Source organism: Bacteroidota bacterium (assembly GCA_016213405.1).
Lineage (GTDB): Bacteria > Bacteroidota > Bacteroidia > Palsa-948 > Palsa-948 > Palsa-948.
Genome location: JACRAM010000116.1, coordinates 162144 through 187131, shown reverse-complemented (window position 1 = coordinate 187131; position 24988 = coordinate 162144). Strand labels below are relative to the sequence as shown.

Annotated in this window: 21 protein-coding genes and 2 tRNA genes; 18 read left to right on the top strand and 5 right to left on the bottom strand. The window is 39.2% G+C overall.

What is annotated here, in order from left to right:
- The 5 genes from HY841_14495 to HY841_14475 all read left to right on the top strand — a co-directional run.
- A partial coding sequence (locus tag HY841_14495) for a T9SS type A sorting domain-containing protein (protein ID MBI4931966.1) occupies positions 1-412 on the top strand: 412 nt, incomplete at its 5' end.
- A gap of 10 nt (positions 413-422) precedes the next feature.
- Complete coding sequence (locus HY841_14490) at positions 423-2414, top strand: T9SS type A sorting domain-containing protein (GenBank protein ID MBI4931965.1); 1992 nt, start codon at positions 423-425, stop codon at positions 2412-2414.
- Between the two features lie 15 nt (positions 2415-2429).
- Positions 2430-3683 carry a T9SS type A sorting domain-containing protein gene (locus HY841_14485; protein MBI4931964.1) on the top strand — a complete coding sequence of 418 codons (1254 nt, stop codon included), beginning with the start codon at positions 2430-2432 and terminating at the stop codon, positions 3681-3683.
- A 183-nt stretch (positions 3684-3866) separates the two neighbouring features.
- A complete protein-coding gene (locus HY841_14480; protein ID MBI4931963.1) occupies positions 3867-7703 on the top strand; it encodes a T9SS type A sorting domain-containing protein in 3837 nt (1278 codons plus the stop codon).
- A 1-nt stretch (position 7704) separates the two neighbouring features.
- On the top strand, positions 7705-8856 hold the full coding sequence (locus HY841_14475; protein MBI4931962.1) for a galactose oxidase: 1152 nt from the start codon (positions 7705-7707) through the stop codon (positions 8854-8856).
- A 138-nt stretch (positions 8857-8994) separates the two neighbouring features.
- Here the strand turns inward: HY841_14475 and HY841_14470 are convergent.
- A tRNA-Pro gene (locus HY841_14470) sits at positions 8995-9069 on the bottom strand.
- 139 nt (positions 9070-9208) lie between these two features.
- On the opposite strand from HY841_14470, the gene HY841_14465 reads away from it, so the two are divergent.
- Positions 9209-10435 (top strand): phage integrase SAM-like domain-containing protein, encoded by a 1227-nt coding sequence (locus HY841_14465; protein ID MBI4931961.1) that lies wholly within the window; start codon positions 9209-9211, stop codon positions 10433-10435.
- Positions 10436-10474: 39 nt separating this feature from the next.
- Here HY841_14465 and HY841_14460 read toward each other — a convergent pair whose 3' ends face one another.
- Positions 10475-11011 carry a hypothetical protein gene (locus tag HY841_14460; protein ID MBI4931960.1) on the bottom strand — a complete coding sequence of 179 codons (537 nt, stop codon included), beginning with the start codon at positions 11009-11011 and terminating at the stop codon, positions 10475-10477.
- Positions 11012-11724: 713 nt separating this feature from the next.
- Here HY841_14460 and HY841_14455 point away from each other — a divergent pair.
- Positions 11725-11967 carry a hypothetical protein gene (locus HY841_14455; protein ID MBI4931959.1) on the top strand — a complete coding sequence of 81 codons (243 nt, stop codon included), beginning with the start codon at positions 11725-11727 and terminating at the stop codon, positions 11965-11967.
- Positions 11968-12676: 709 nt separating this feature from the next.
- Here the strand turns inward: HY841_14455 and HY841_14450 are convergent.
- Positions 12677-12922, bottom strand: a complete 246-nt coding sequence (locus HY841_14450; GenBank protein ID MBI4931958.1) for a helix-turn-helix transcriptional regulator — start codon at positions 12920-12922, stop codon at positions 12677-12679.
- Positions 12923-13040: 118 nt separating this feature from the next.
- On the opposite strand from HY841_14450, the gene HY841_14445 reads away from it, so the two are divergent.
- The 5 genes from HY841_14445 to HY841_14425 all read left to right on the top strand — a co-directional run bounded on the left by HY841_14445 (position 13041) and on the right by HY841_14425 (position 16171).
- Positions 13041-13805 carry a hypothetical protein gene (locus HY841_14445; protein ID MBI4931957.1) on the top strand — a complete coding sequence of 255 codons (765 nt, stop codon included), beginning with the start codon at positions 13041-13043 and terminating at the stop codon, positions 13803-13805.
- Positions 13806-13840: 35 nt separating this feature from the next.
- Positions 13841-14170 carry a hypothetical protein gene (locus HY841_14440; GenBank protein ID MBI4931956.1) on the top strand — a complete coding sequence of 110 codons (330 nt, stop codon included), beginning with the start codon at positions 13841-13843 and terminating at the stop codon, positions 14168-14170.
- Entirely contained in the window at positions 14148-14417 is a 270-nt protein-coding gene (locus HY841_14435) for a hypothetical protein (protein MBI4931955.1), read from the top strand. Before HY841_14440 ends, HY841_14435 begins: the two co-directional genes overlap by 23 nt.
- Positions 14418-14579: 162 nt before the next feature.
- Positions 14580-14840, top strand: coding sequence for a hypothetical protein (locus HY841_14430; protein ID MBI4931954.1), 261 nt, complete (start codon positions 14580-14582; stop codon positions 14838-14840).
- 293 nt (positions 14841-15133) lie between these two features.
- On the top strand, positions 15134-16171 hold the full coding sequence (locus HY841_14425; protein ID MBI4931953.1) for a hypothetical protein: 1038 nt from the start codon (positions 15134-15136) through the stop codon (positions 16169-16171).
- 347 nt (positions 16172-16518) lie between these two features.
- Here HY841_14425 and HY841_14420 read toward each other — a convergent pair whose 3' ends face one another.
- Together HY841_14420 and HY841_14415 are read right to left on the bottom strand one after the other, a co-directional pair.
- Positions 16519-16776 carry a GIY-YIG nuclease family protein gene (locus HY841_14420; protein MBI4931952.1) on the bottom strand — a complete coding sequence of 86 codons (258 nt, stop codon included), beginning with the start codon at positions 16774-16776 and terminating at the stop codon, positions 16519-16521.
- Positions 16777-16862: 86 nt separating this feature from the next.
- A tRNA-Ser gene (locus HY841_14415) sits at positions 16863-16951 on the bottom strand.
- 112 nt (positions 16952-17063) lie between these two features.
- On the opposite strand from HY841_14415, the gene HY841_14410 reads away from it, so the two are divergent.
- The 6 genes from HY841_14410 to HY841_14385 all read left to right on the top strand — a co-directional run bounded on the left by HY841_14410 (position 17064) and on the right by HY841_14385 (position 24973).
- Positions 17064-18821 carry an ABC transporter substrate-binding protein gene (locus HY841_14410; GenBank protein ID MBI4931951.1) on the top strand — a complete coding sequence of 586 codons (1758 nt, stop codon included), beginning with the start codon at positions 17064-17066 and terminating at the stop codon, positions 18819-18821.
- Between the two features lie 27 nt (positions 18822-18848).
- A complete protein-coding gene (locus tag HY841_14405) occupies positions 18849-20258 on the top strand; it encodes an ABC transporter permease (GenBank protein ID MBI4931950.1) in 1410 nt (469 codons plus the stop codon).
- A 75-nt stretch (positions 20259-20333) separates the two neighbouring features.
- Complete coding sequence (locus tag HY841_14400; GenBank protein MBI4931949.1) at positions 20334-21365, top strand: hypothetical protein; 1032 nt, start codon at positions 20334-20336, stop codon at positions 21363-21365.
- On the top strand, positions 21366-22310 hold the full coding sequence (locus HY841_14395) for a hypothetical protein (GenBank protein MBI4931948.1): 945 nt from the start codon (positions 21366-21368) through the stop codon (positions 22308-22310). It abuts the gene before it with no gap.
- Positions 22311-22372: 62 nt separating this feature from the next.
- The gene (locus HY841_14390) at positions 22373-24511 is read left to right on the top strand and encodes a peptidylprolyl isomerase (protein ID MBI4931947.1); all 2139 of its coding nucleotides are present in this window, start codon (positions 22373-22375) and stop codon (positions 24509-24511) included.
- Between the two features lie 51 nt (positions 24512-24562).
- A complete protein-coding gene (locus HY841_14385; GenBank protein MBI4931946.1) occupies positions 24563-24973 on the top strand; it encodes a hypothetical protein in 411 nt (136 codons plus the stop codon).
- Positions 24974-24988: the final 15 nt, after the last annotated feature.

The window sequence follows — 24988 nt, the reverse complement described above, 5'->3', positions numbered from 1 at the left end:
TACAGATATCAATGCCCCTACCGACAGCGCCCGTTATATTGTAGAAGCCGCACCTGCTCAGCCCTGCAATGTTTCCATAAAGAATCCGGATGCGTTGGCTTCCTCCATCAAATCATCCAAATCAAATACTTCTGACCGGCTGGGGGGACCCATATCGGTTGCTGAAACATCACTGAATAATTTAATCAGCGTTTATCCCAATCCCAATCACGGAAGTTTCACCGTCATTGCGAGCGAAGCGAAGCAATCTCAAATCAAAATCTATAACACGCTGGGTGAATTGGTTTATCAAACATCCGTTAAAGAAAAGAAAACAGAAATAAAAATTCCTGAAATAAAACAAGGAATTTATCAGTTGCAAGTAGTATCAGAAAACGGAATAACAAACAAAAAAATAATCATAAACCATTAAAACAAAACTTATGAAAAAAATCTACATTCTAATTACAGCCATTTTATTTTCCGCTTTTCTTGTTAATGCACAAGGCGTGTGGACTCAAAAAGCAAACTTTGGCGGAGCGTCACGGAATCGGGCGGTCGGATTTTCAATAGGTACCAAAGGATATATCGGAACAGGGGCTAATGCTGCCTCTATCTATAAGGACTTTTGGGAATATGATCCTTCTACAGATGTCTGGACACAAATGGCAGATTACCCTCCGGGCGGCAGATATGGCTGCGTTGGGTTCTCTATAGGAACAAAAGGATATGTAGGAACAGGAAGCAGCGCTTCAGTTAAACAGAAGGAATTCTATGAATACGATCCGTCCACAAATGTGTGGACACAAAAAGCAAACTTTGGCGGAACGGCAAGACTTCGTGCCGTAGGATTTGCTATCGGAGCAAAAGGATATATCGGAACCGGAGATGATGGTGTAACCAAGCAGGATTTCTGGGAATACAATCCTGCTACTGATACATGGACACAAAAAGCATCCTACCTCATGGCAACTGCCAATGCAGCAGGTTTCTCCATAGGTACAAAAGGATATATCGGAACAGGAAATAATGGAGATGTATATTTTTTTGAATATAATTCTGTCACAAACAGCTGGACATCAAAGACAAACATTGGTGGAACTGGGGTAACAAGTGCTTCCGGTTTTTCATTAGGGAGTTTCGGATATATTGGATTAGGAAGTTATTCAGGAACATACAAACAGGAATTTTGGGAATATCACCCATCATTTGACGGCTGGGTGCCAATAGCAAACTTGAGCGGACCCGGCAGATGGCAAGGAGTTGCTTTTTCAATTGGATCAAAAGGATATGCAGGAACAGGTTCCGGCAGTTCAGGAGCACTCCGTGATTTCTATGAATGGGATCCCTGCGCTGCCATGTCAACAACAATAACCGCTACACCCGATACCTGCAAGGGAAAAGGCAAAGCAACTGTTTCAGCAACGGGAGGAACAACACCCTATACTTATCTCTGGTCTTCTGGCGGAACCACTACATCCATCACAGGACTTGTTTCCGGAACTTATTCTGTTACGATATTGGATAGTTACGGATGTGCAGTTTCAAATTCTGCAAATGTAGGTAACATCACAAATCCTGTTCCCATTTGCCTTGTAACGGTTGATACTTCTACTTCTACAAAAAATGTAATCGTCTGGGAAAAACCAGTAGCAGGAAACATTGATAGCTTCAGGATTTACAGAAACATTGCTTCGGTGCTCACGCACATCGCATCGGTGTCATACGATTCGCTTTCCATGTATACAGATACTTCGAGCGGCATCAATCCGAAAATACAAGCGTATGAATATGCAATTTCAGTGATTGATACCTGCGGATTTGAAAGCGCAAAGAGTTCTTCTCACATTACCATTCACCAGGCAACACCTCAATTCACTCCTCCTGCTACTTTTGATTTATCCTGGACAGATTACCAGGGATTCGCTTTTCCACAATATATTATTTTGCGCGATAACAATAACAACGGCAGTTGGGTGAAAATAGATTCAGTTCCCTTTTCTCTGCCCAACCAATATACAGATATAGCCGGAACTCATCCTGCTCCGACTGACAGCGCGCGTTACATTGTAGAAGCAGCTCCCGCTCAGCCCTGCAATGTTTCAATAAAAAATCCGGATGCTTTTACTTCTTCTATCAAATCTTCCAAGTCAAATACTTCTGATAGAGTTATGGGGACTTTTGTTTCTGAAATATCACCAAATAATTTAATCAGCATTTACCCTAATCCCAATCACGGAAGTTTCACCGTCATTGCGAGCGAAGCGAAGCAATCTCAAATCAAAATCTATAACACGCTGGGTGAATTAGTTTATCAATCATCCGTTAACGGAAAGAAAACTGAAATAAAAATTCCTAAAACAGCAAAAGGAATTTACCAGATGCAAATCATTACAGATGATGAAACATTAAATAAAAAAATAATTATAGAATAATCTAATTATTAAACAATGAAAAAAACCCTACTCCTCGCATCAACACAAATTCTTTCAGTTGGCGCATTGCTGGCACAACCGACTTGGCAGCAAACACTTAGCCAGGTTAATATTTTTTCATTCGCTTCAACAGATAATGGATATGTCTTTGCGACTACCGGCCAGTTTCTATATAAGTCAACTGCCGATGGCGCTTCTTTTACATGGAATGCGATAACGGGATTTCCATACAGTTCTACTAATCATCATCAAATTATGGGAAAGGGGAATCTTCTTTTCCTATGCGATTTTGATATGATAAACTATGACGGCAGGGGCATTTATATGACTTCAGATTTCGGTATAACCTGGGTGAGAAAATGCAATGGACTAGGATCTGATACGAATGTAGTCTTTCTAAATCCGCTTGCCAATGGAGCTATATTGGCGTACACCGAAAAAGCTTCTTCTTATAAATTATATCGGTCTACTGATAATGGCAATACATGGACATTTGTGCAAAATGTTTCTTATACTATTTCATCTGTTATGGTACGTTCAGCAACCGAGGCCTATTTGAACGTGAATAATGATTTGCTGAAATCAACAAATAACGGAGCGAGTTGGTCATTAATTTCTTCTCCGGGACTTTCCAATATGGTCATTCTCTCTTCCGGAACATTTTATGGAACCATGTTTAACGGTATTGCAAAATCAACAGACAATGGCGTTACCTGGTCCCCGGTTACCACTACAGGACTTCCCGCTACAGTATTTCCGGGTGCATTTATTAAAGCTCCGGGTGATACTGTTTATCTAAGTGACATGAGTTCACCTTACGGACTTTATTATTCTACTAACGGATGTCTGAATTGGAGCACCTGTAATGTCGGATTTGGTCCAAACCCTTCTATGGGCACTAACCGATACCTAGTGATCGCTACTGATGGGTACATGTTTGCCGGTCCGGGCAGTGTGGGAATTTATAGAAGCGTAAATAGAGTTACTCCTTCGCAAGTGGGAACAGAAGAACTTGCATTAGATAAGTCAGTAAATATTTTCCCCAATCCAAGCAGCGGAATTTTTTCAGTGAACTCAGAAATTAATATTTCAACTATTGAAATCACAGATCTGCTTGGAGAAAAAATTTATACTTCGCGGGTAAATTCATATAAATCAGTCCCGACAACTATCGGGGTCGATTTAAGTAAAGATCAAAATGGAATTTATTTTATCCGCATCATTACCGATAAAGGAACTCTTGTGAAGAAAATCATTATTAATAAATAAAATATAGTGAAAAAACTTTACACAAATTTTACTTCTACTTGTTACCGTAGTTAGGATTAAACACTTACTTTTATGTGCTTCTTAACCAAAAATCAATAAAAGAAACAAAAAGAAAAATCCTTTCTTCATTATTTTTAGTATTCCTATATTTGAAAGTTCTATTGATTAAATCACTATCACTGCATGAAAAGAATTTTAATCCTTTCTATAATTTTTCTTTCACTTTGTTTTCTTCCTTTACTGGCGCAGGAATGTTATAAATCATCGTGGGCAAAAGCTTTTGGCGGCACTTCTCCTTATGACGGAATGATTGATGCGTCAAGGAGGTTTGACGGAAAGTTTGTTATTGCCGGTGGTTTTGGAAATGCCACGCTCACGCTCACTCCCGTTTCTGTTACTTCCTCAGGCACCTATAATATTTATATCGCTGTGCATGATTCAGGCGGAATATTTTCGAGTGCTGCAGTGGCTGCGTACTATACATCTGCAGGTGACCAGTTAACTCTCACCCGCATGAATGTGGGCGTTGACGGTTCTGTTTATATCACGGGCTATTATCAGGGAAGTACTATTCACATAGGAACATCTCTTCTTCCTACGGTATCCCGGAAAGTTGTCTTCGCAGCAAAATTTGATTCCTCTCTTGCGTTTCAATGGGAAAAACATAATGAATGGCAGCCTGCCGATGCGTATGCATATGGAATTACTTCAGATGAAAATAAAAATGTGTATGTGACAGGTTCGTTTTCACACAATGCATTTATTGTAGATGGAATTGCCGCAGATAACAGCGGGCCGTGGGACGGATGGACGGGCGAAGGATTTTTTTTCAAAGTAGATTCTTCCGGTAACGTGAAGTATGTAAATAGTTTCGGAACTGCCGCCTCGGATGGAGGAGGCAGAACAATTACTGCCGACAGTTCCGGAAACGTGATTATCGCAAGTTACACTGGTGCCTCAAACACAACCTATTTGTTCGATCAGCAGACAGGTGTTTCCATAGGAACAAACAGCACTTTCCAAACCGCCATCGGTAAATATGCCGGGAGTGACGGGCATTGCATCTGGGGAAAAATCGTTGGCGGATCAATGTCTGTTTCCGATGCATGTGCCGGTGAGAATAACGGCTTCTTTATTTGCGGAACTACGAATGGTGTTGTGAATTTTTATCCCAACACGTATTCGAACACAGACAATGGTTTTATCGCCAAGATAGATTCGAACGGAAATAATTTATGGATGGAATCTGACGGTGGCGGTTCCAGTTGGACAGAAAACATGGGTGCGGTAAGTTATTACAACGGCATGGTGGCGGTTTGCGGAAACAGCATGAGCAGTTATCCGTATCTTGGAAAGTTTCCTTTGAATTCTGTAGTGAACGGAGCCGGCACATTCATGGGCTTCAACGCGCAATATCAAACAAACGGAAAATTAATTTGGGCGCGCGTCAATACCAACAGCACGAGTTCCACGTATTATAACAGTCACCCTCTGATTGACAATGCAGGGAATCAATTACTTTGGGGAAATTTTAAATCCACGCAAACATGGTACCCGAATTCTTTAACCAACGGAGGTTCTAATTTCAAACTCTTTCTTACGAAGTTTATTCCGTTTTCTCCCGCTTCCTCATTCACTGTATCGGCAGGACCTGATAAAATAAGTACCTGCGGAACTTCAGTGCAGCTCAGCGGAAGCACCAACCCTTCTGGCATTTCATTCGGTTGGTCTCCTGACCTTGGATTTTTTAACAACGGAACTAAAACGCCTACTGTCAATCCGGGCATCAGCACCAATTATATTCTCTTTGGCTCTTATCAGGGATGCGTGAATTCAGATACGGTCAATGTTAGTTATTCGAATGCTGCAGTTACAGTAAGTGCAGGAGTTGATTTGAATTTTTGCGGAGGAGACAGCGCACATATTTTCACCACCTGCAATCAGCCAACGGCAACTTATAGCTGGTCGCCCACTCAATATCTAAACACTTCATCCTCTGCTAATCCCTATGCAAAACCACCTTTCACTACTGATTACGCAGTAACTGCCACTTACAATAACTGCAAAGCGTATGACACGGTAAAAATTTATTCAAGAGCAAAACCTTACATATTTCTTAACAAACAGAATTACATAAACCCCTACTGGTATACGCACCTTTGCAGCGCAGATACGCTTCACCTGAACATGGGAGATCCTTCCAACAGTTATACAGTAAGCCCGTTATCCATGGTTGCAAATGTGAACAACAATCTGGTGGATGTATTAGGAAACACTTCCGGAATGCTCAGAGTGACTGCGATGAGTCCTTATGGATGCATAAAAAAAGACAGCGTTTATGTTTCCGTGCATAACAATCAGTCCGCACCACCTATTCAGGGCACTGTTGCTTCTCCGCGAAGCGCATGCATCGGTGACAGTTTGCAAATTCCGTTATATATTACTAATTCCCTTACATATAATTTTCAGTATGGCTGGTATGCAGGGTGGCAGGAAGATTCGCTTGACGGCAATGGATGGCACGACATAAATTATTGGAATAGTGATTTCGATATTTTTGATTTCAGCGTGGGAAGCCCCACTTCTAGTTTTTACAGCTACCTGAGAATTCTGAATGTTAAATCGCAAATGAATGGTTATAAGTACAGGTGTTATGTATATGATTACTGTTCTCCGAGAAATTACAGCAATGTGTGCACTATCATCATTGCCCCTAAAATTTCAGCGCAGCCCCAGAATAAAAATCTTTGTGCCGGAGTGACGGACTCTATTAATGTGAACACAAGTTCAGCAGGAGCAAATTATAATTGGGAGATAAAACTAGGAGGCGTGTGGGTTCCTTTTGTAAATCAGCCTGGAGTGATGACCGCCAACGGAAGATTTTTAAAAGTTATCAATGCTCAAACTTCGGTGGACAGCACATGGGCGCGGTGCAGGATTAACGGATGCATTCCCGCATCAGATATTTATTCAGACAGCGCACTTATACGAGTGATTTCACAGCCCGTAATTATTTCTCAAAGCATGGGCGACACATTGTGCGAAATGCAAAACGACAGTTTGATGGTTTACACTAATTCAAGTCAGTATACTTTCAAATGGTATCAGAATTATGCTCCGATAACACCCAGTGCGCAATACAGCGGAATTAATACAAGCAAACTATTAATAACACCGCTTTATCTCACCAACAACAACAGTGTTTACAAATGTAGAATCTCCTATGCGGGATGCAATTACAGCGCTTATTCGCAGTCGGTAAGATTTTATATAGATACGCTCCGCACCATCAACTGGACGGGCGGTCTGGTGAACATCTGCATGGATTCTTCCTTTTCTTCTGTTCTGCTTTCAGGAGCAACTCCTGCCGGAGGAATTTATTCTGGTCCCGGAGTTTACTGCGGCTATTTTTATCCGGATAGCGTTGGAGTTGGAACTTATACGCTCACCTATACCTTTGCCGGAATGCAGGGAGGATGTAGTAATGCATCAGGCAATATGATTTTTCAGATAAGCCAGATTCCAGTTGTTAGCTGGACGGGCGGTCCGGTGAACACCTGCCTTGGTTCTTCTCCGATAGTTCTTTCTGGCGGCAATCCTTCAGGTGGAGTTTATTCCGGTCCCGGAGTTTCAGCTGGATCATTTAATATGAATATAGTTGGAGTGGGAACCTATACGCTTGTATATACCTACACTGATCCGTTAACCACATGCTCAAATTCTGACAGCATGATATTTATTGTGAATGCTTGCACAGGAATAAATGAAACAGATGCAGGAGCCATGCAGTTTTATTTTGACAACACAGCGCATATAATATCTTTTAACCAAAATGATTTCACCGATGCGTATCGCGCAACCGTTTTTGATATGTACGGACAACTGATAGCACAGCGTGATTATAATAACGGAGAGAAAAAAGGAAACCTTATTCTTCCTCTTACTTCTTCAGGAATTTATTTTGTAAAGTTCAGCGATGAAACAAAAAGCAAAACGTATAAAATTTCTGTAACACATTAACATGAGAACATTTTTAACTATTGGATTTGCTTTACTGATGAATATTTTTTGCTTTTTTTCAAGCGCGCAAGGAGTGTGGACACAAAAACCGGATTTACCCGGAACGGGAAGGGGATTCGGTGTTGGTTTTTCTCTCGGATCAAAAGGCTACATCACCACCGGCTACAGCGGTTCTTATTACAATGATATGTGGTGTTACGATACCCTTTCAAATATGTGGACATCAAAAGCATCTTTTCCGGGAGCGGCTCGCGGTTATGCTGTGGGCTTTGCCATAGGCAGCAAAGGATATGTTGGAACAGGTTCCGGAAGCACAACGTATAATGATTTCTGGGCATATAATCCTGTAACCAACTCATGGACACAGAAAGCAAACTTTGGCGGATCGGCAAGAGGTTTTGCAACAGGATTTTCTGCAAGTGGAAAAGGATACATCGGCACAAAAGGCCCCACACAAAATGATTTTTGGGAATATGATACGCTCAGCAATACATGGACGCAGATCGCAGCAATGGGCACCGGCATACGAAGCGCGGCAGTAGGTTTTTCTGTAGGAGGAAAAGGATATGTTGGCACGGGTTCATCCAACCCCACTTATTATCAGGATTTATGGCAATATGATCCGGGAACAGGGGCATGGACCCAAATGGCAGACATACCCGGATCGCCCTCGCAGGCAGCGCGCTGGGGCGCAACCGCTTTTTCTATAGGAAGCAAAGGATATGTTGCCGCAGGAAACTACGGGAGTTCACAATACAAAAGAGATTTATGGGAATACGACCCGGCAACAAACTCATGGTTACAAAAAGCCGATATACCAGACGTGCAACGATACGGTTCCGTTGGATTTACAATAGGCAACAAAGGTTATTTGGTAGCAGGTTCTAACAGCACCGGTAACCTTCAAACATTTTGGGAATACAATCCTTTTTCTCCGCTCACGTTGTATTTGAGCCATGTTAATTCATCTTGCACAAATCCCTGCAATGGAAAAGCTACCGCAAATACTTCAGGAGGCACCACGCCTTATACTTACCTGTGGAATATCGGGAAAACCACACAATCAGTTACTGGACTTTGTGCGGGAACATATTCAGTAACAGTAACTGATGCGGTTGGTACTGCAATTACTGCAAATACAATAGTGCAATAACAATTATTTCTGTAGTTGGCTTTTACTTTCCCCAATGAAGTAACAGATGCTTACGGTAACAAATGAAAGTAAAGGAGAATAAAAAAACGGTTTCCATAGGAGGAATGAAAACCGTTGATACGATATGGTTAAAAAAAGTCGGGGTGGCAGGATTCGAACCTACGACCCTCTGCTCCCAAAGCAGATGCGCTAGCCGGACTGCGCTACACCCCGATTATTTTTTCAATGAAACTGAACAATTTATCAAAGAAAAGGTGCAAATATAATCTTTTCATGAAGTGAGTTTACCAATTCCTACCTGCAAATTACCTGCAAATCACTTTGAAGGAGAAAGCTACAATCCAAGTAGCAAATGTCAACTCTAAAACTTACTCTTGATACAAGAAGAGAAAAGCAAAACAAAACCTATCCATTAATATTCCGGCTCTCAGTGAATGGAGAATCCCGGGACATAAAAACAGGACACTCCATTCCAGAAAGCTGCTGGAACTGGAAATCCGGCTCAATAAAAAGATCCTTCCCTGCACATGATGTAATCTCAGGTAAGATAAAAGAGATTGAACTCAGGTATCTAGGTAAGATATGGGAGTATGAGAAAAACCGGACTAGGCTGAATGCTCAGGAACTGCGGGATTATATCCTATCAGATCATAAAACTTCTATCACAGTATATGATTTCTGGCAGGAAGAAATAAATCTTATTCAGAAGGCAGACCGGAATGGAGGAGCAAGAATTTATATGGAATCCTTAGTAGCTCTTCAGAAAATCCAGAATCTAAATGTGCCATTTGAGAGGATTGATTACAAATTTCTAAAGGAGATTGAAGCGGAATTAATCAGCAGTGGTGTAAAAATAAATAGCATTAGTTTATATCTCCGAACTCTGAGAGCAGTTTATAACAAAGCTGTGAATACTGAGGTGGTATCTTATGAGAACTATCCATTCCGAAGATTCAGAATAAGAAAGGAACAAACAGTTCCGCATCCAATAAGTTTGGAGGAGTTGCAGAAATATTTTTACTTACAGATAGAAAAAGATTCATGCCTTTATGATTCATGGCTGATGGGAAAATTAATGTTCATGCTCATCGGAATAAACTTTAAAGACATGATCCTAATGAAAGAATTCGACATTTCTACAGGGAGATTGATATTTAGCAGATGTAAAACCGGAAGAATCTATTCGATTAAGTTATTACCGGAAGCATTAGAAATAATAAAACACTTCCATGGTAGGAGCGATACCACCTTGCTCAGCAGAGTTTCCAAAGCCGAGATAGAAGATAAAATCCGGTTCCCACTGGTAGTTAAGCAGAAAAATAAACTCTTTAATGAGCATCTATCCAAAATCGGAAGGATAATTGGCTGCAAAGAAAGACTGAGAGGATATGTTTTCAGATACTCATGGGCGAATATTGCAAAGCAGTTAGATTATTCTACAGAAAAAATCGGGCAGGCTCTTGGACATAGCAGAAACAGTGTTACAGATGGATATTTGAGTGATTATAACTCCGAAGTAATTGACAGTATGAATGAGCATATCTGTAATCAGGTTATGAAAATAAAGCAAGAGATTTGATTGTCTCTTGCTTTATTTTTCTTGATGAAAGAAGTCCTGCTACTTTTTATCAATAAGGTGATTGTAATTATTATCATTTTTCATTTTCCATAATTTACTCGAAAGATTAGTAATTAAAACTTTTCTTGATTTATCAGAACCCCTATAATAATATTTTGGGTTTACAATGTAAATTCCTTTCATTTCAGGCGAATCATCATACAGAAGAATCCCGGACTTTTTTAATTCCTGAAACCCTTTGTGTATAAAAGATTTTGATTTAGGTTTTATCCCACAGGACTTTTCTAGTAACGTGATAAAATTATTTTGAAGAATTTTGGAGTTCTGTATTGCATTAAACTTATCCATTTTTTCAGTTATAAAATCTAAAAGTAATCTTGTTCTAGGTCTTAGCTTAGAGGTAATTTGCATGTGGTTAAAATACCGTTTTACATAACCCCTGCTGACCCACGTCCATGTAAATTTTTGAGAAATAATCCCCTCGGCATCTATAAATTGTCCTGCAAGATAGGATACTGACATTTTAGTTTTGGGTTTTGAAAAAGTTGTTCTGATTTTTTTCGTGCTTATGGTCATAATTAGTTGTTGTTATTTGTACAACTATGTTGTACCGTGGGTATATGTTTTACTTATTATTATACTATGAAAATCTCACAAAAAATGTGAAATTTAAAACCTTGGGTTGTGACTGAGTCTTATTATTACTCTTAATAGTAGTAGTATAGTAGACCTAGATGAGTTATTAACTCAGTAGTACTATTCTTTTTGGTACGAGATAGATTTTTCTATAGAGATTGATTCTATATGGGATTAATAGTAAGAACTTAGTTATTCCATAGGTTAATACTTATAAGAGGAATCTTAGTAGGAGAACTTACTTTGGATACTTAGTACCGGAAAATCCGGTCAGATGATTGGAGCAGGAAGAACCTACTCTTTATGCTTAGAAAGAAACTTATTCTCATTAGCACAAAGGTATACAGTGTCTGTGAATTTCCAAATAAAAGATTTAGAATTTTATTGACAATGTGAGTGCCAGAGTCTGTGGAGTGATCCTACTCATAAGCTTTTTATCGTAACCTCCATAATTCAGTTTTTATATGCCGTATATAATATACAGTTATGGCTATAAGAATACCCCCACATAGTGTATTCCAGATTCTGACACCTCCCCCCCAGTCATCCAGCGGGGTATAAAAAGTCTTCCTTGTTCCCCCTGCCATCCGTTATATCCTGAGAGTAATTCTTCCTAATTAACCCACAAATTTAGTGAACTATAAAACTTTACTATGATTCCAACGGAAGTAATTATCTGCAAAGTTGACATGGGGCAACATCATCCAATGGATGGTTTCTACTATGTAGCCTCAGGTCAGGACGGAGAACCGCAGACTCAACCAGAGATAACAGTTCATAAGGCAGTAGAATCCTTTTCTCGGTTTTATAAATCTTCTACAGGAACAGAATTGGATAAACTCAGCCGGAAGATTCTTCTCCATGTAGGGTACTGTTCATTACAGGAAGATTTATAAAGCAGGTGGAATATGGTATCCGCTTCTAAATAGGAGAGAACAAAAATCATTGCCAAGACATTACAAGAGTTGGTTGTTATTTCTGTGTGTTCATGTTTGAGCAACCAACACATGTAATGCCCTTCGGGTGCTATGCATCTTGGCATGATTTTCACTCTCCTATTGGAAGCTCCTGACAAGCTTTGTTTTATCCTCAACAAGCCTCCTACATTTCACTTCCAGTTTGTCCGCTTTGCTGGACATGCTTACAGCTTCATTCAGTCAGCATGTTTCCGGTAAAACTGCTTGTCCAGTCTTGCGTGCCCTGTGGGGTAAAATTACAAGGAGATATAGTTTTTATTCTATGATAACTGAATATCTCCTTGCCATAGGTAGGTCGCTTCCGCCATTTGCAATGGCTCTAAAGCTCCCATAATTTTCCCCTCACGCAGAAGGGCACACAACAGCCAAAGGAAAGATACCAGAATCTTTATGAAGAGTAAACTTAAAAAGTTTAGAAATGAAGTTTAAGAATTAAGAATCAGTTTTCCAATAAGTCTGTTAACCCATAAAAAAAATAAAAGAGGAAGCATGGTGCCCTCAGAGGGTGCAGGCGGTCATCACCACATCATGTTAAAGCTTAGGACAACCTCCGGCTATTCCTCAACACAACAGGTCAGGAGTAATCCAACTGTTGTTTTTTCAAGTTGACCAGAACTAAAAACTTGTTTCAAATCTTGAACTCCTTTAGCAGCTGATCAAATGGAATCTCAAGAGCTTCAGATATTTTAATCAGAGTATACAGAGTAGGCATAGTTCCACCGTTTTCCAGTCTAGAAAAATGGGATTTTTCCATATTACTACTACTTGCCAACTCCACAGCAGAAATCTTCCTATCCTGACGCAGTTTTCTAATGTGCTTGCCAAATTTCTTCCGGATATTTTCCTTCCGTAGTCTTTCCTCTTTTTCAGTCATTGCTAATTATTATAACAATACAAAGAGAGGTATTACAAGAAGAAATTGGTTACCATTAATGGTAACTGTTGAAATAAAACTTACTTTTGTTCAATCTTAATCACTAAACCTTTTAAGAATGGAAAAAATAATCTACCTATTATGTTTGTCCGGAATGATCTTCAGCACATCTTTTAAGAGTGACAAAACCACCGGTATTACTACAGAAGAAAGCGATTCAGAATGGAAGCTACCAACAAAAAATGGTTTTATTTATTATGTCTTTGATGAGACATTAAATAATAAAAAGAAAGAATTATGCGAATATTTATCAATGACAAGTACTACTTCTGACTATTATCCAATTATGAAACAAATCGGGGCTAAATGCCATGAATTAAGTCAACAAAAAAATAATCCTTGGGCAAGGCTAGGATATTCTTTAGGTGCTGTAGTGAATCAATCATTTTCATCGACATCTCCAATATGCAAATCGCCAGTATTCAAATCATGTTGTCAGCCCAATGGTAATGATACTTTGACTGGACAAATAATGATAACAATTCCTCCAAAAGTTCTCTACCCAAATCTTATTAATGCTTTTAAAAAACAAACTCTATCTCAACAGTTAAAATGTAGATTGGAACTTATATTGATAAATAAAAATCAATATCAATTAAAGATAAAAGGATTTCAGATGACTGTAACGACAAATAGTATTAAAGATGGAGCACAAACTAATGAATATTATCTAGATGATTTATATGCGGAGTTTGAAAAATCTGAGAATAAAGATAAAGAAATGATCCGGTTCTATAAAGAGTTGAACTATTTCATCACATCCTCAAACAAGATTATCAAAGAAGCAATTGCACGGGAGATAGCTGTTCAGGAACTGGATTAGGAATTAACCTCAGAAGATGAATAGCTGAGACAGTAATGGCAACGGAAATTTTAACTGGGGAATTCAAACGTTCTTGTACAAAAAAGAATGGTAAAACCCTTTTTATCTATTGGATAAAAGGCTCTTACGCTTTATTGCGTGATTACAAAGCATCAAGAGGAGATTATCTCACAGTTGATCCTGACGGGAAAAATGACATCCCCTTATTTCCAACATACTACTACTGCGGGAAAGTAATCAGGCTGAAAAAGTCCATGAAAGGGAATTATTTTGCCTTTGATGAAAATTTGGAAGCACCTTTTAAGATTAAGGAAATATGTATATTTGTGAAAAACTATTTTTATGACGAAGCAACAAATTATTAAAAGCATAGAATCCCATATCCGAAGAAAATCATTTTTGAAATATTTTTGGGGATATGAGAATTGGTATATTGGTGTTACTAAAACTCCGAATAAAAGAAAACAGGCACATAGGCATCCAGAAAAATGGAGAGCATGGAAAACCAGCAATGCGGTTATTGCAAGAGCAATAGAAAAATATTTCCTTGCTAAAAAAATGAAAGGTGGCGGTGGCGGTGGTACTAATACCATTTGGGTATATGTATATTAATGCACATTTATTTTAGACAATCTTTTAAAATATCTATTTGTTCTTTTTAATATTTCATTTGTAGATATTCTTCTTTTTTGTATATCAACAATCGTATTGTGTGCTGTTATAAATGCTTTTTTGTAATCTGCTTTATTTTCCTTAATCTTAAAAGGTGCTAATTTGGACAAAGAAAGATCATTATGTGAGCAGGCTCCATCTGTATTTGGAAGTTTTTTCAAGAAAAAATACAATGAAACAAAAGATGAGAATTGGTTGATTGCTGAAAAAAACGAAACAATTCTAAAAGAAGAAAGAAAAAATATTGAACATTACGATCCATCTGAAAGACAGTATGAAATTGATTCTGAGAAATTTTATCGTGACAGTTTCTGTGATGATTTTTTAGAAGGAGATAGCGATAATATTTGGAACATTGATTAGCATTAATCCTCAACTGTTACGTTAATAATGAAACAAAGCAGCAAGCAAATGAAAATAAAATTATTTATGCTGTTCTCTATGATTCTTTTTATAGGATTCATTTCATGTAATAGTCACAGGAGCAATAAATGCACAGGAGAAAAAGATTGCTCAGTGTGCACTGATTGTTCCCGATGTGAATACTGTAGTGATAAAGATCACAGTTGCGGAGTTTGTGGAGATGGTGATGATAATAATCCCGAACCTGTAAGAGAGTAACAGTACACTTAACCCTATATGTGAAAGAAAAATTTATGTCAACCAATCTTTCACCTCCTGCAATGTCCACATCTGATTTACAAAAGAAAAAACATTTTTTCCTGAAAAATGAAAACTTCTTTTGGGATATAGTAAGCTTCCGGTATGGCTTCAAACATTCGCAATTAAGACAATATAAAACCATACTGAAGTGGGATAAGATTGTTTCCAACGAAAGCATAGAATGGAGCATAGAAATTGTGAAAGAATTTAAAGAATTCTTATTTCGAGAGGAAAATATTTTTGAACTCTGTTGTAATGAATCTCTTCCATGGACTATAGAATTCTTGCAACGCTATGAAAACTTATGGTCATGGGAATTGCTGGCTCAGAACACATGTGTAATGTGCAATCCAACCATAAGAAAATATTATTACAGCAGACTATATCCATATTTTGAGGACTATCTCGATAGGTGCTCCAAAGATTTTAATAATGTAAGTGCGGAAAATCAAAAATTCAGTGATGAAGTTGAAAGAGATGCGCAAGAGTTCAGCAAACATAAGGAGTTGCAATTTCAGTATCCTAAAGAAATTTTAAATGCTCAGGATACAAACTGGTACTGGTTGAGTCATAACATTCTGCTTCCATGGTCTGCAGCCCTCATTGAAAAATATATTGATCAATGGAATTGGACAGCATTAGGAAGAAATGAAAGTATTCCATGGGATTTGGAATTGCTCAAAAAGTTTGAACATAAAATTGATTGGACAATGGATTTTCCGGATGCAAAAGGAAAAACCGCTACAACAGGCAGGAGCATTAGTTATAACATGAGTATTGAATGGGATTCTGATATTCTTTCCACATTTCGGAATAGGTTAGATAAATTTCCGATCTCAATGTTTGGGAATGGGAAATGGAATATTGATCTAGTGATTCAATTCAACAATTTCTGGGATATGGATGTGTTATACCTGAATAAAGCTGTGTGGGAAAAGACATTCCCAGAATTCCATACAGAGGAACGTCTTATTCCTTTCATGGACTATCTGGTAGCAACCCGATATAATCAACTGAGTATTCATTTTTAAAAGTAGCCGGAATCCTGAATACGTATACTAAATCTAAAACCCGATACAAGAGGACTTATAAGATTAGATAACACAAAAGCTATTGAAGTTTTCATTCATGAGAATGATAAAGGGATTAATTAGGTGCTGGAGCATCATTCATGGGCTTCCCTGCTGATTAAATCATCGTAGAGGGATAACGATCACGTCCTCTGAAAACTCACGTAATAGGTTCTTTAACCCCTTATAAAAATAAAAAACAATATTAACCAAGCTTCCACCTGCAAATGACATGCAAATAGAATGATGGTATGATGGTAACTACTATGAGAATTGGCTGTTCTGCCTCTGCTCCCAAAGCAGATGCGCTAGCCGGACTGCGCTACACCCCGATTAATATCTTCCAAATATCTTTTCATGCCGCGTTTCTTAATTTTGTTTTCCAATTGAACCGCTTCGCTTTTTGTCATACAATCAAAATGTTGCATCAATTCCCAAGGTAAACCCTTTTTTGTATACACGCTTCGTCCTTCATTGTGCCTCTTTAATCTGTCATTCAGATCTTGAGTACTACCAACGTAATACTTATTTATCTTTTTACTATGTAAAATATACACTTTATACATTTTCAATGAACCTACAACTCTGGCGCCAAGGCGCCATGCGCTAGCCGGACTGCGCTACACCCCGATTATTTTTTCAATGAACTGTGCGGAGAGGGCGGGATTTGAACCCGCGGTACCTCTTTCGAAGTACGGCAGTTTAGCAAACTACTGGTTTAAACCACTCACCCACCTCTCCTTTTTTACAAAGGGTGGCAAATGTAGGAAAAAAGTTATTCGCCTTCATTGATAAATCCTTGTTCTGTTGTATCGCTCATCTCCTACATTTGAATTATTAAAAATTAATTTAAATGAAGTGTGTTCGAAAATTATTATCAATATTTCTTATCCTCATTTCGTTAATACTTTTTTCCTGCTCAGGAAATTTTCCTGTAAAGAACGAAGTAATCATTCATCAGCTTGCCGACCCTGAGATGATCAATCCTGTCAACTTCACCGATGCACAGGCAGCCTATATCACAAGCCATATTTTTCAAAAACTGATTGATGCAGATTTCCGAAATCCATCTGAACTGGTTCCCATTCTTGCAGAAAGCCGTCCGGTAATAGAAAAAACGCCTGAAGGAAAAATGAAACTTACTTTCAGAATCAGGAAGGAAGCGCAATGGGACAACGGAAGCGATGTGACCGCAAAAGATGCTGAGTTTACCATAAAAACTTTCAAATGCCCGCTGGTAAATAATCCGAATTCAAAATCATATTTTGACTTCATGGTAGATTTTAAATTTTACGATGATGACCCGAAAAAATTCACCATCGTATCTGATACGCTTTATTTCATGGCGGAAGCAACTTTTACTGACATCTCCATACTTCCTGAATATTTATACGACCCGAAAGGGTTGATGAAAAAATTTTCTGTTAAGTTGATTGCTGAAAAGCCTGACTCGCTGAATTCAGATGCACAGATGAAAGAATTTGCTGATGACTTTAATTCCGAAAAAAGAATGCGCGATCCGAAATTCATAGGCGGAAGCGGTGCTTACAAATTCACGGAATGGATCACTAACGACAACATTGTTCTCACCAGAAAAGACAACTGGTGGGGCGATGCTCTTCAAAAAGAAAACTGCTTCTTTGAGTCATTCCCAGACAAACTTATTTTCAAAGTAATTTCTGATCAGGTAACCGCCATTGTTTCACTAAAGGCAGGAAACATTGATGTGATGGACGGAATTAAATCGAAAGATTTTAATGAGCTGCCTAAATCAGAAAAATTCACAAAGAATTTCAGCTCATACACACCCATGGAATATTCATATGTATATATCGGACTGAATACAAAAAATCCACTGCTGAAAGATAAATTTACAAGACAGGCACTCGCACATGTTACAGATATTCAGAGCATGATAAAAACGATTAAGTACGGGCAGGCAGAGCAGACAATTGGACCCGTTCATCCTTCAAAGAAAAAATCATATAACTCCGATATTCATCCTTACGATTACAATCTTGAAAAAGCTAAAGAATTATTATCACAGGCAGGATGGAAAAATACAAATAGCGATGAAACTCTTGACAAGATGATTGACGGAAAACGAACTGAGTTTATTATTGATTTTATTGTCAATGCAGGCAACTATGAACGCAAAGCCATCGGGCTCATGCTTCAGGCAGAAGCTAAAAAAGTTGGCATAGCGATAAATATTGTATCTGTTGACTGGGCAGTCTATCTTGACAGATGCCGCAATCACAAGTTTGATCTTATGATTGGGAAATGGCTTGGCGGTCCGGGACCTGATGACTTGAAACAAATCTTTCACAGCACTGCGGCAACGGGCGAGGGCTCCAACTATTATAACTTTTCAAATGCTGGCGCTGACGCGTTGATTGATTCTATCCGTTCAGAAATTGATGAAGAGAAACGAAACGGAATGTATAAACGCATACAACTTATTTTTCACGATGAGGTACCAATAATTTTCCTGTTTGCTCCTGCCGAAAAAATCGTCATCAGTAAAAAATTTGATAATGCCTATCCGAGCGAGGTGCGGCCCGGCTACTGGGTGGAAGGATTTCAAATCAAAACTGCTTCGCCAGAGTAGTAATTTCTCTTATTGTATATTTGGCTGATGGTAAAATACATTTTCAAGCGGATTCTGTTTTTCATTCCCACTCTGATCGCTATTTCGCTTCTCACTTTTTTTATTTCCATTAATGCGCCAGGCGATCCGGTTGAAATAATGCTCAACAGGTCAAACGGAAGCGAAGGGCAGAACGCAAAAAATTCTGCCGGTGACAAAGACTATGCTGCATTGAGGAATAAACTCGGTTTTGATCTGCCAGTATTTTATTTCTCTCTCACCGATGCAACTATTTCGGATACACTGTATAGGATTTCAAATCCTTCTCACCGCGAAACCCTTAAACGCCTTTCAAATGATTTTGGAATCTGGGAAAATGTTTCCGAATATTATTTATCTGTACAGCAACTAGAATTAAGATTGTTTTCTATAGCAAAAACAGACCACAATGCTTCCCGCGTTTCTGAAACTAAAAATCTGATTGATGAGCTTTACAGAAACTATGAAAAGTCAACCATCAAAAATACGCTTGAAAAAATTTCAAATCAGATTTCGGACACACTGGAAAATGAACGCAATCATTTGTCTGACTGTTTTGAAAGAATGATTTCAGAAAAAAATCCTTACAGGAAATATATTCCTGTCCTTCATTGGTTTGGATTCAACAACCAGTATCATCATTGGGTAATGAATTTCATAACAGGAGATTTCGGAATTTCTTATCAGGATAAACGTCCGGTTGAGAATTCCCTGTATGATGCACTTGGAAAAACTCTGGGTATAAGTCTGACTTCCATTCTTCTGGCTTATTGCATTGCCATTCCGCTGGGTGTTCATTCATCTGTAAAAAAAGGAACGCGAAATGAAAAAACAATCAGCACTACCCTTTTCATTTTATATTCACTGCCAAATTTCTGGATTGCTACCATGCTGGTTGTTTTTCTCTGCGGAGGCGATTATCTTTCGTGGTTTCCTGCTCCGGGTTCGCCTGCTATTCCGGATGACGCACCTCTTTGGTATAAATTTTCTGAAGGAGTTTACCGTTTACTACTTCCTCTCTTCTGCTGGACATACGGATCTCTTGCGTTTATTTCCCGGCAAATGCGAGGTGGAATTCTTGCCAGCATCACACAGGATTACATTCAAACCGCCCGGGCAAAAGGATTAGATGAAAAACAAGTCATCTGGAAACACGCTATGAAAAACTCTCTTCTTCCTCTTATCACATTGTTTGCAAGTATTTTTCCTCTTGCCATTTCCGGTTCCTTCGTGATAGAAACTATTTTTAATATTCCCGGAATGGGAAAACTTGGACTGGATGCGTTGTATGCAAGAGATTATCCAATCATCTTTACAGTAATGATGTTCACAGCCATTTTAACCATGCTCGGCAACCTGGTTTCAGATATCCTTTATGCACTGGTTGACCCACGCATTGCATACACTAAAAAGTCATGAGTCCCGATAGCTATCGGGATGATTAATTTTTCTATTTTTGCCCTCCTTTAAATAACCCATTGAATACCCTTTAGAATGTCGGATTTTCCTTCTGAGCATAAGAGCAATGTTAACTCTACTTATTTGCTTGCGTTTTTTTATAAATGGCGCAAGGCAATTTTTTCTGTCTTTCTTTTATCTGCAGTTTCTTCTTCCGTAATTTCCTGGATGATTCCTGAAAAATTCAAGTCAACTGTGATTCTTTTTCCTGCTCCGTCCATATCAATTTCAAAATCACTGATGAGCCAGAATGCTTCTCCTCAATCCGATCTTTTGCGGTATGGAGAGGAAGATGATATGGAAAGAATGCTTCAGGTTCTTAACTCCGAAGAAATCCGGGAAAGAATTGTGAATAAATACAAACTGAGCGAACATTACGGAATTGAAAATGACGATAAATACAGGAGAACACTTTTACGTCAGGAATACGATGACAATATTCAGTTCAAGAAAACAGAATACATGTCTGTTAAAATTGAAGTGCTTGACCGCGACCCACAAGTGGCATCCAACATTGCGAATGACATTGCCTCTCTGTATGATTCTGCTATGGTTCGCATGAAACACGAACGCTCCTTTGATGCCTATAAAATTGTTGAACGAGAATATGTGCTGCTTCAAAACGAAATAAAGTCAAAAGAAGATTCGCTTCACAAACTCATGCAACTGGGAGTGAACGATTATGAATCGCAGGCAGAGCGGTTAAACGAAGCGCTGGGCAAAGCAATTGTGGAAGGAAAAACGGGAGCTGCCGCTGAACTGGAACAAAAAATAAAAACGCTTTCCACCTACGGAACTGCTTATATGGCGCTCCGTGATGACCTGTATCGCATGCGCGAGCAGTCAAATCTTCTTAAAGAAAAATTTGAGCAGGCAAAGGTGGATGCCCAGCAGAGTATTTCCGAAAAATTTGTGGTTGATAAGGGATTCCCTGCCGAAAAAAAATCGTATCCTATTCGCTGGATAATTGTTGCCGTGTCAACATTATCGTCATTGATAATTGCGTTGCTTGCCATTGCGCTTTTAGAAAATTTCAAAAAGATTCAACAAACATTCAGAAAAGCATAGATGAAAAATTTTGATTTGTTAAATATTATCTGGAAATGGAAAATCACTTTGGCAATAGTGGTTGTTCTCGCTGTTATTTTTTCCTCCATATTTTCCTCTGCTTACTTTATCAAACCAAAGTACAAATCAAATGCGATAATTTATCCTTCCAACCTCACACCTTACAGTCAGGAATCTACCACCGAACAAATGCTTCAGCTTTTTCAGTCTGACAGCATTTTCAATCATGTGGTAGATTATTTTCATCTCATTAATCATTACAATCTGGATTCTGCCAGCCCCTCCATTCACAACCAGCTTCTGGGAACATTTAATGAAAATGTTTCTATCAAAAAAACGGAATATGAAGCGGTAAAAATTGAAGTGCTTGATCAGGATCCGAAAATTGCCTGCGACATGATTAATGAAATGATAAATGCCTTTAACGCGTATACCTTGAAAATAAATCAGGAAAAATCGAGAGAGATGGTAACCATTTATTCTGAGCAGATGAAAAAGAAACAAGAACAGATAGATTCGATAAATGTTTCGCTGAAAGAGATTGCCGTGAAATTCGGAATTACTGATTACTATGCCCAGTCACGCGAACTTTCAAAAGAATATTATCGTTCTATTGCCTCCGGAAACGAAAAGAAAATTGAAGCCCTCACCAATTCATTGAGAAACCTTGAGGAGCGGGGCGGAAAAGTTCATGAACTGGAACAGCATCTCAATCAGGCAACCAGCGAATATGCAAGGATTCTGGAGAAATATAATGCGGTGGTAAATGATTCTGAAAAACATATTACTTATACAAACGTGGTGGTGAAACCATTTCCGTCAGACAAGAAAGCATATCCTGTCAGATGGCTGATTGTCACTATTGCATCTTGCGCTGCTCTTTTGTTTTCACTGATTGTAATAACAATAATAGAAGGAAGAAAAGTCAATTTGAAAATTAACTGATTTGAAATTTGAAGATGAATTCATTTGTTCATTTTCAAATTTTCAAATAATAAAATTAAATTATGGCAGTAATCGGCAGTATCCGTAAACGAGGCGGGCTCATCGCAGCCGTAATAGGCATCGCTCTTCTTGCATTTGTATTGGGCGACTTTCTTTATAAAGGGCAGAGCATGTTCGGTTCTGAACAAAATGCCGGAAAGATTGCAGGCAATTCAATCAGCGCAATTGCTTTTGAAAATGAAGTGCAGCGCATTGCCGATGTTCAGAAAGAGCGAAGAAGGCAAACCGCCCTCGATGAAGAAACCATGAACTCCATTCGCGACCGCGTGTGGGAAAAATTTGTGAACGAACTTGCCCTGAAACCTGAATTTCAATCGGCAGGAATTTCTGTCAGCGATGGCGAAGTGAAAGAACTTATTTTAGGAAATGATGCCGACCCCATGGTGGTGCAGTACTTTACCGATCCGAACAGCAATCAGATCATTCAATACTTCCGCGATCCGATGACCGGAAAACTTAAACCCTCCAGCGTAAAAACATATGTAGATTCTCTTCCGGCAGAAGAAAAACCGCGCTGGGCGGAATTTGAAGACCTGCTTCGCGACACGAGGGCGCAAAACAAATATTTAACGCTTATTAAAAAAGGACTGTACGTTACCACCGAACAGGCAAAACAGGATTATGCCAACCTGAACCGCTCAGTGAATTTCAACTATATTGTAAAGCCCTACTCTTCTCTGGCAGATTCTCTCGTGAAGGTGAGCGATCAGGATATGCTGAAATATTACAATGAGAACAGCTATAAGTATAAACAAGATGCATCCAGAAAACTGGAATATGTAATCTTTGATGTAAAACCCACCCAGCCGGATTTTGACGATGTAAAAAATGATTTGAACAAACTCTCGGAAGAATGGAAATTAATCAAATCAGTGAAAGAGGATTCTTTTCTGGTTGTTCGTGAAGCGGAAAGCAGAACGTTTGACACTACCCGCTACGCAAAAGGACAATTGCCCCTTCAGATTGATTCGCTTGCACACGCTTCTGAAAAAGGAACCGTTCTTCCTTTGTTCTTAGAAAACAATCAATACAAGCTTTCAAAAGTGATGGACCACTACCTGACACCCGACTCGGTGAAAGCGCGCCACATCCTCATTAAAGTTCCGAAGGGAGATACGCTGGCAAAGGCAAAAGCGAAAGTGAAAATTGACAGCATTAAATCTGTGATTCTGAAGAAACACAACTTTGAAGAGATGGCAAAAAAGTTTTCTGATGATGGAGGAAGCAAAGATACGGGCGGAGTGCTGGGCTGGTTTGGTCCCGGAAAAATGGTTCCGGAATTCCAAAACGCATGCTTTAACGGAAAGAAGGGCGAACTGCCAATCGCTTTTTCACAGTTCGGATATCACCTTATCGAAATTCTTGATCAAAGCGTTCTTACCGAAAAAACTTCGGTTGCCACCATTGACAGAACCGTTGAGCCCGGAACTAAAACCCGGCAGGATATTTACAACATCGCCACCGATTTCATCACAAAATACCACACTTCTGAAACTTTTGATAAAGGCGTTGAAGAATCGCATGTTATAAAGCGCCTTGCCGACCCGTTAAAGGAAAATGACAAAGCCATTGCAGGAATTGAAAACCCCCGCGAAATTATCCGATGGGCTTTCAAAGAAGAAAAGGGAGCAATAAGCACCGAGCCGTTCAGCTTTCCCGATAAATATGTAGTGGCGCATCTTTCTGAAATACGCGAAGAAGGAATTGCTCCGCTCGAACAGAAAAAAGAAGAAGTGGAAATGGGCGCGAAGAAAGCAAAGAAGGCGGAAAAATTTATTGAAGACATGAACAAACTGAACGCAAAGACCATTGAAGAGTATGCTTCAAAGCTGAATGTGCAGGTGAATCCCGCAGAAGGCGCCACGTTTTCTTCTTATTCCATTCCTAATGTGGGAAGAGAAGCGAATCTCTACGGACCTTTATTTACCATGAAACAAAATGAACTCTCAAAACCGGTTGCCGGAGAATCGGGCGTTTATGTTGTGAAGATTGATAAAATAACCGAAGCGCCTGCCACCACTGATTATTCCAGCGCCAAAACACAGGCGGCAAATAATTTTTCTTACCGTGCCGACATTGAAGCCGTTGAAGCCATTAAGAAAAAGGCAGAGATTAAAGATGACCGCGCGAAGTTCTTTTAAAAGGAAACTCAAATAACCGGAGTACCAACTGAGACAAAAGGCATCCCGACTGTGACAAAAGGCATCCCATCTGTAACAAAAGGCATCCCTTCCGTGACAAAAGGCATCCCTTCCGCGACAAAAGGCATCCCGACTGAGACAAAAGGCATCCCGACTGAGACAAAAGGCATCCCAACTGTGACAAAAGGCATCCCATCTGTAACAAATGCCACCGCAACTGAAACAAACGCCACCGCAACCATGACAAATGCCACCGCAACTGTAACAAACGCCACCGCAACCATGACAAACGCCACCGCAACTGTAACAAACGCCACCGCAACTGTAACAAACGCCACCGCAACCATGACAAATGCCACCGCAACTGAAACAAACGCCACCGCAACCATGACAAATGCCACCGCAACTGAAACAAACGCGGCAGGAACGGCAACAAACCATCAAAAACAGCAAAATAATTAACCTTCAACTTGTAAC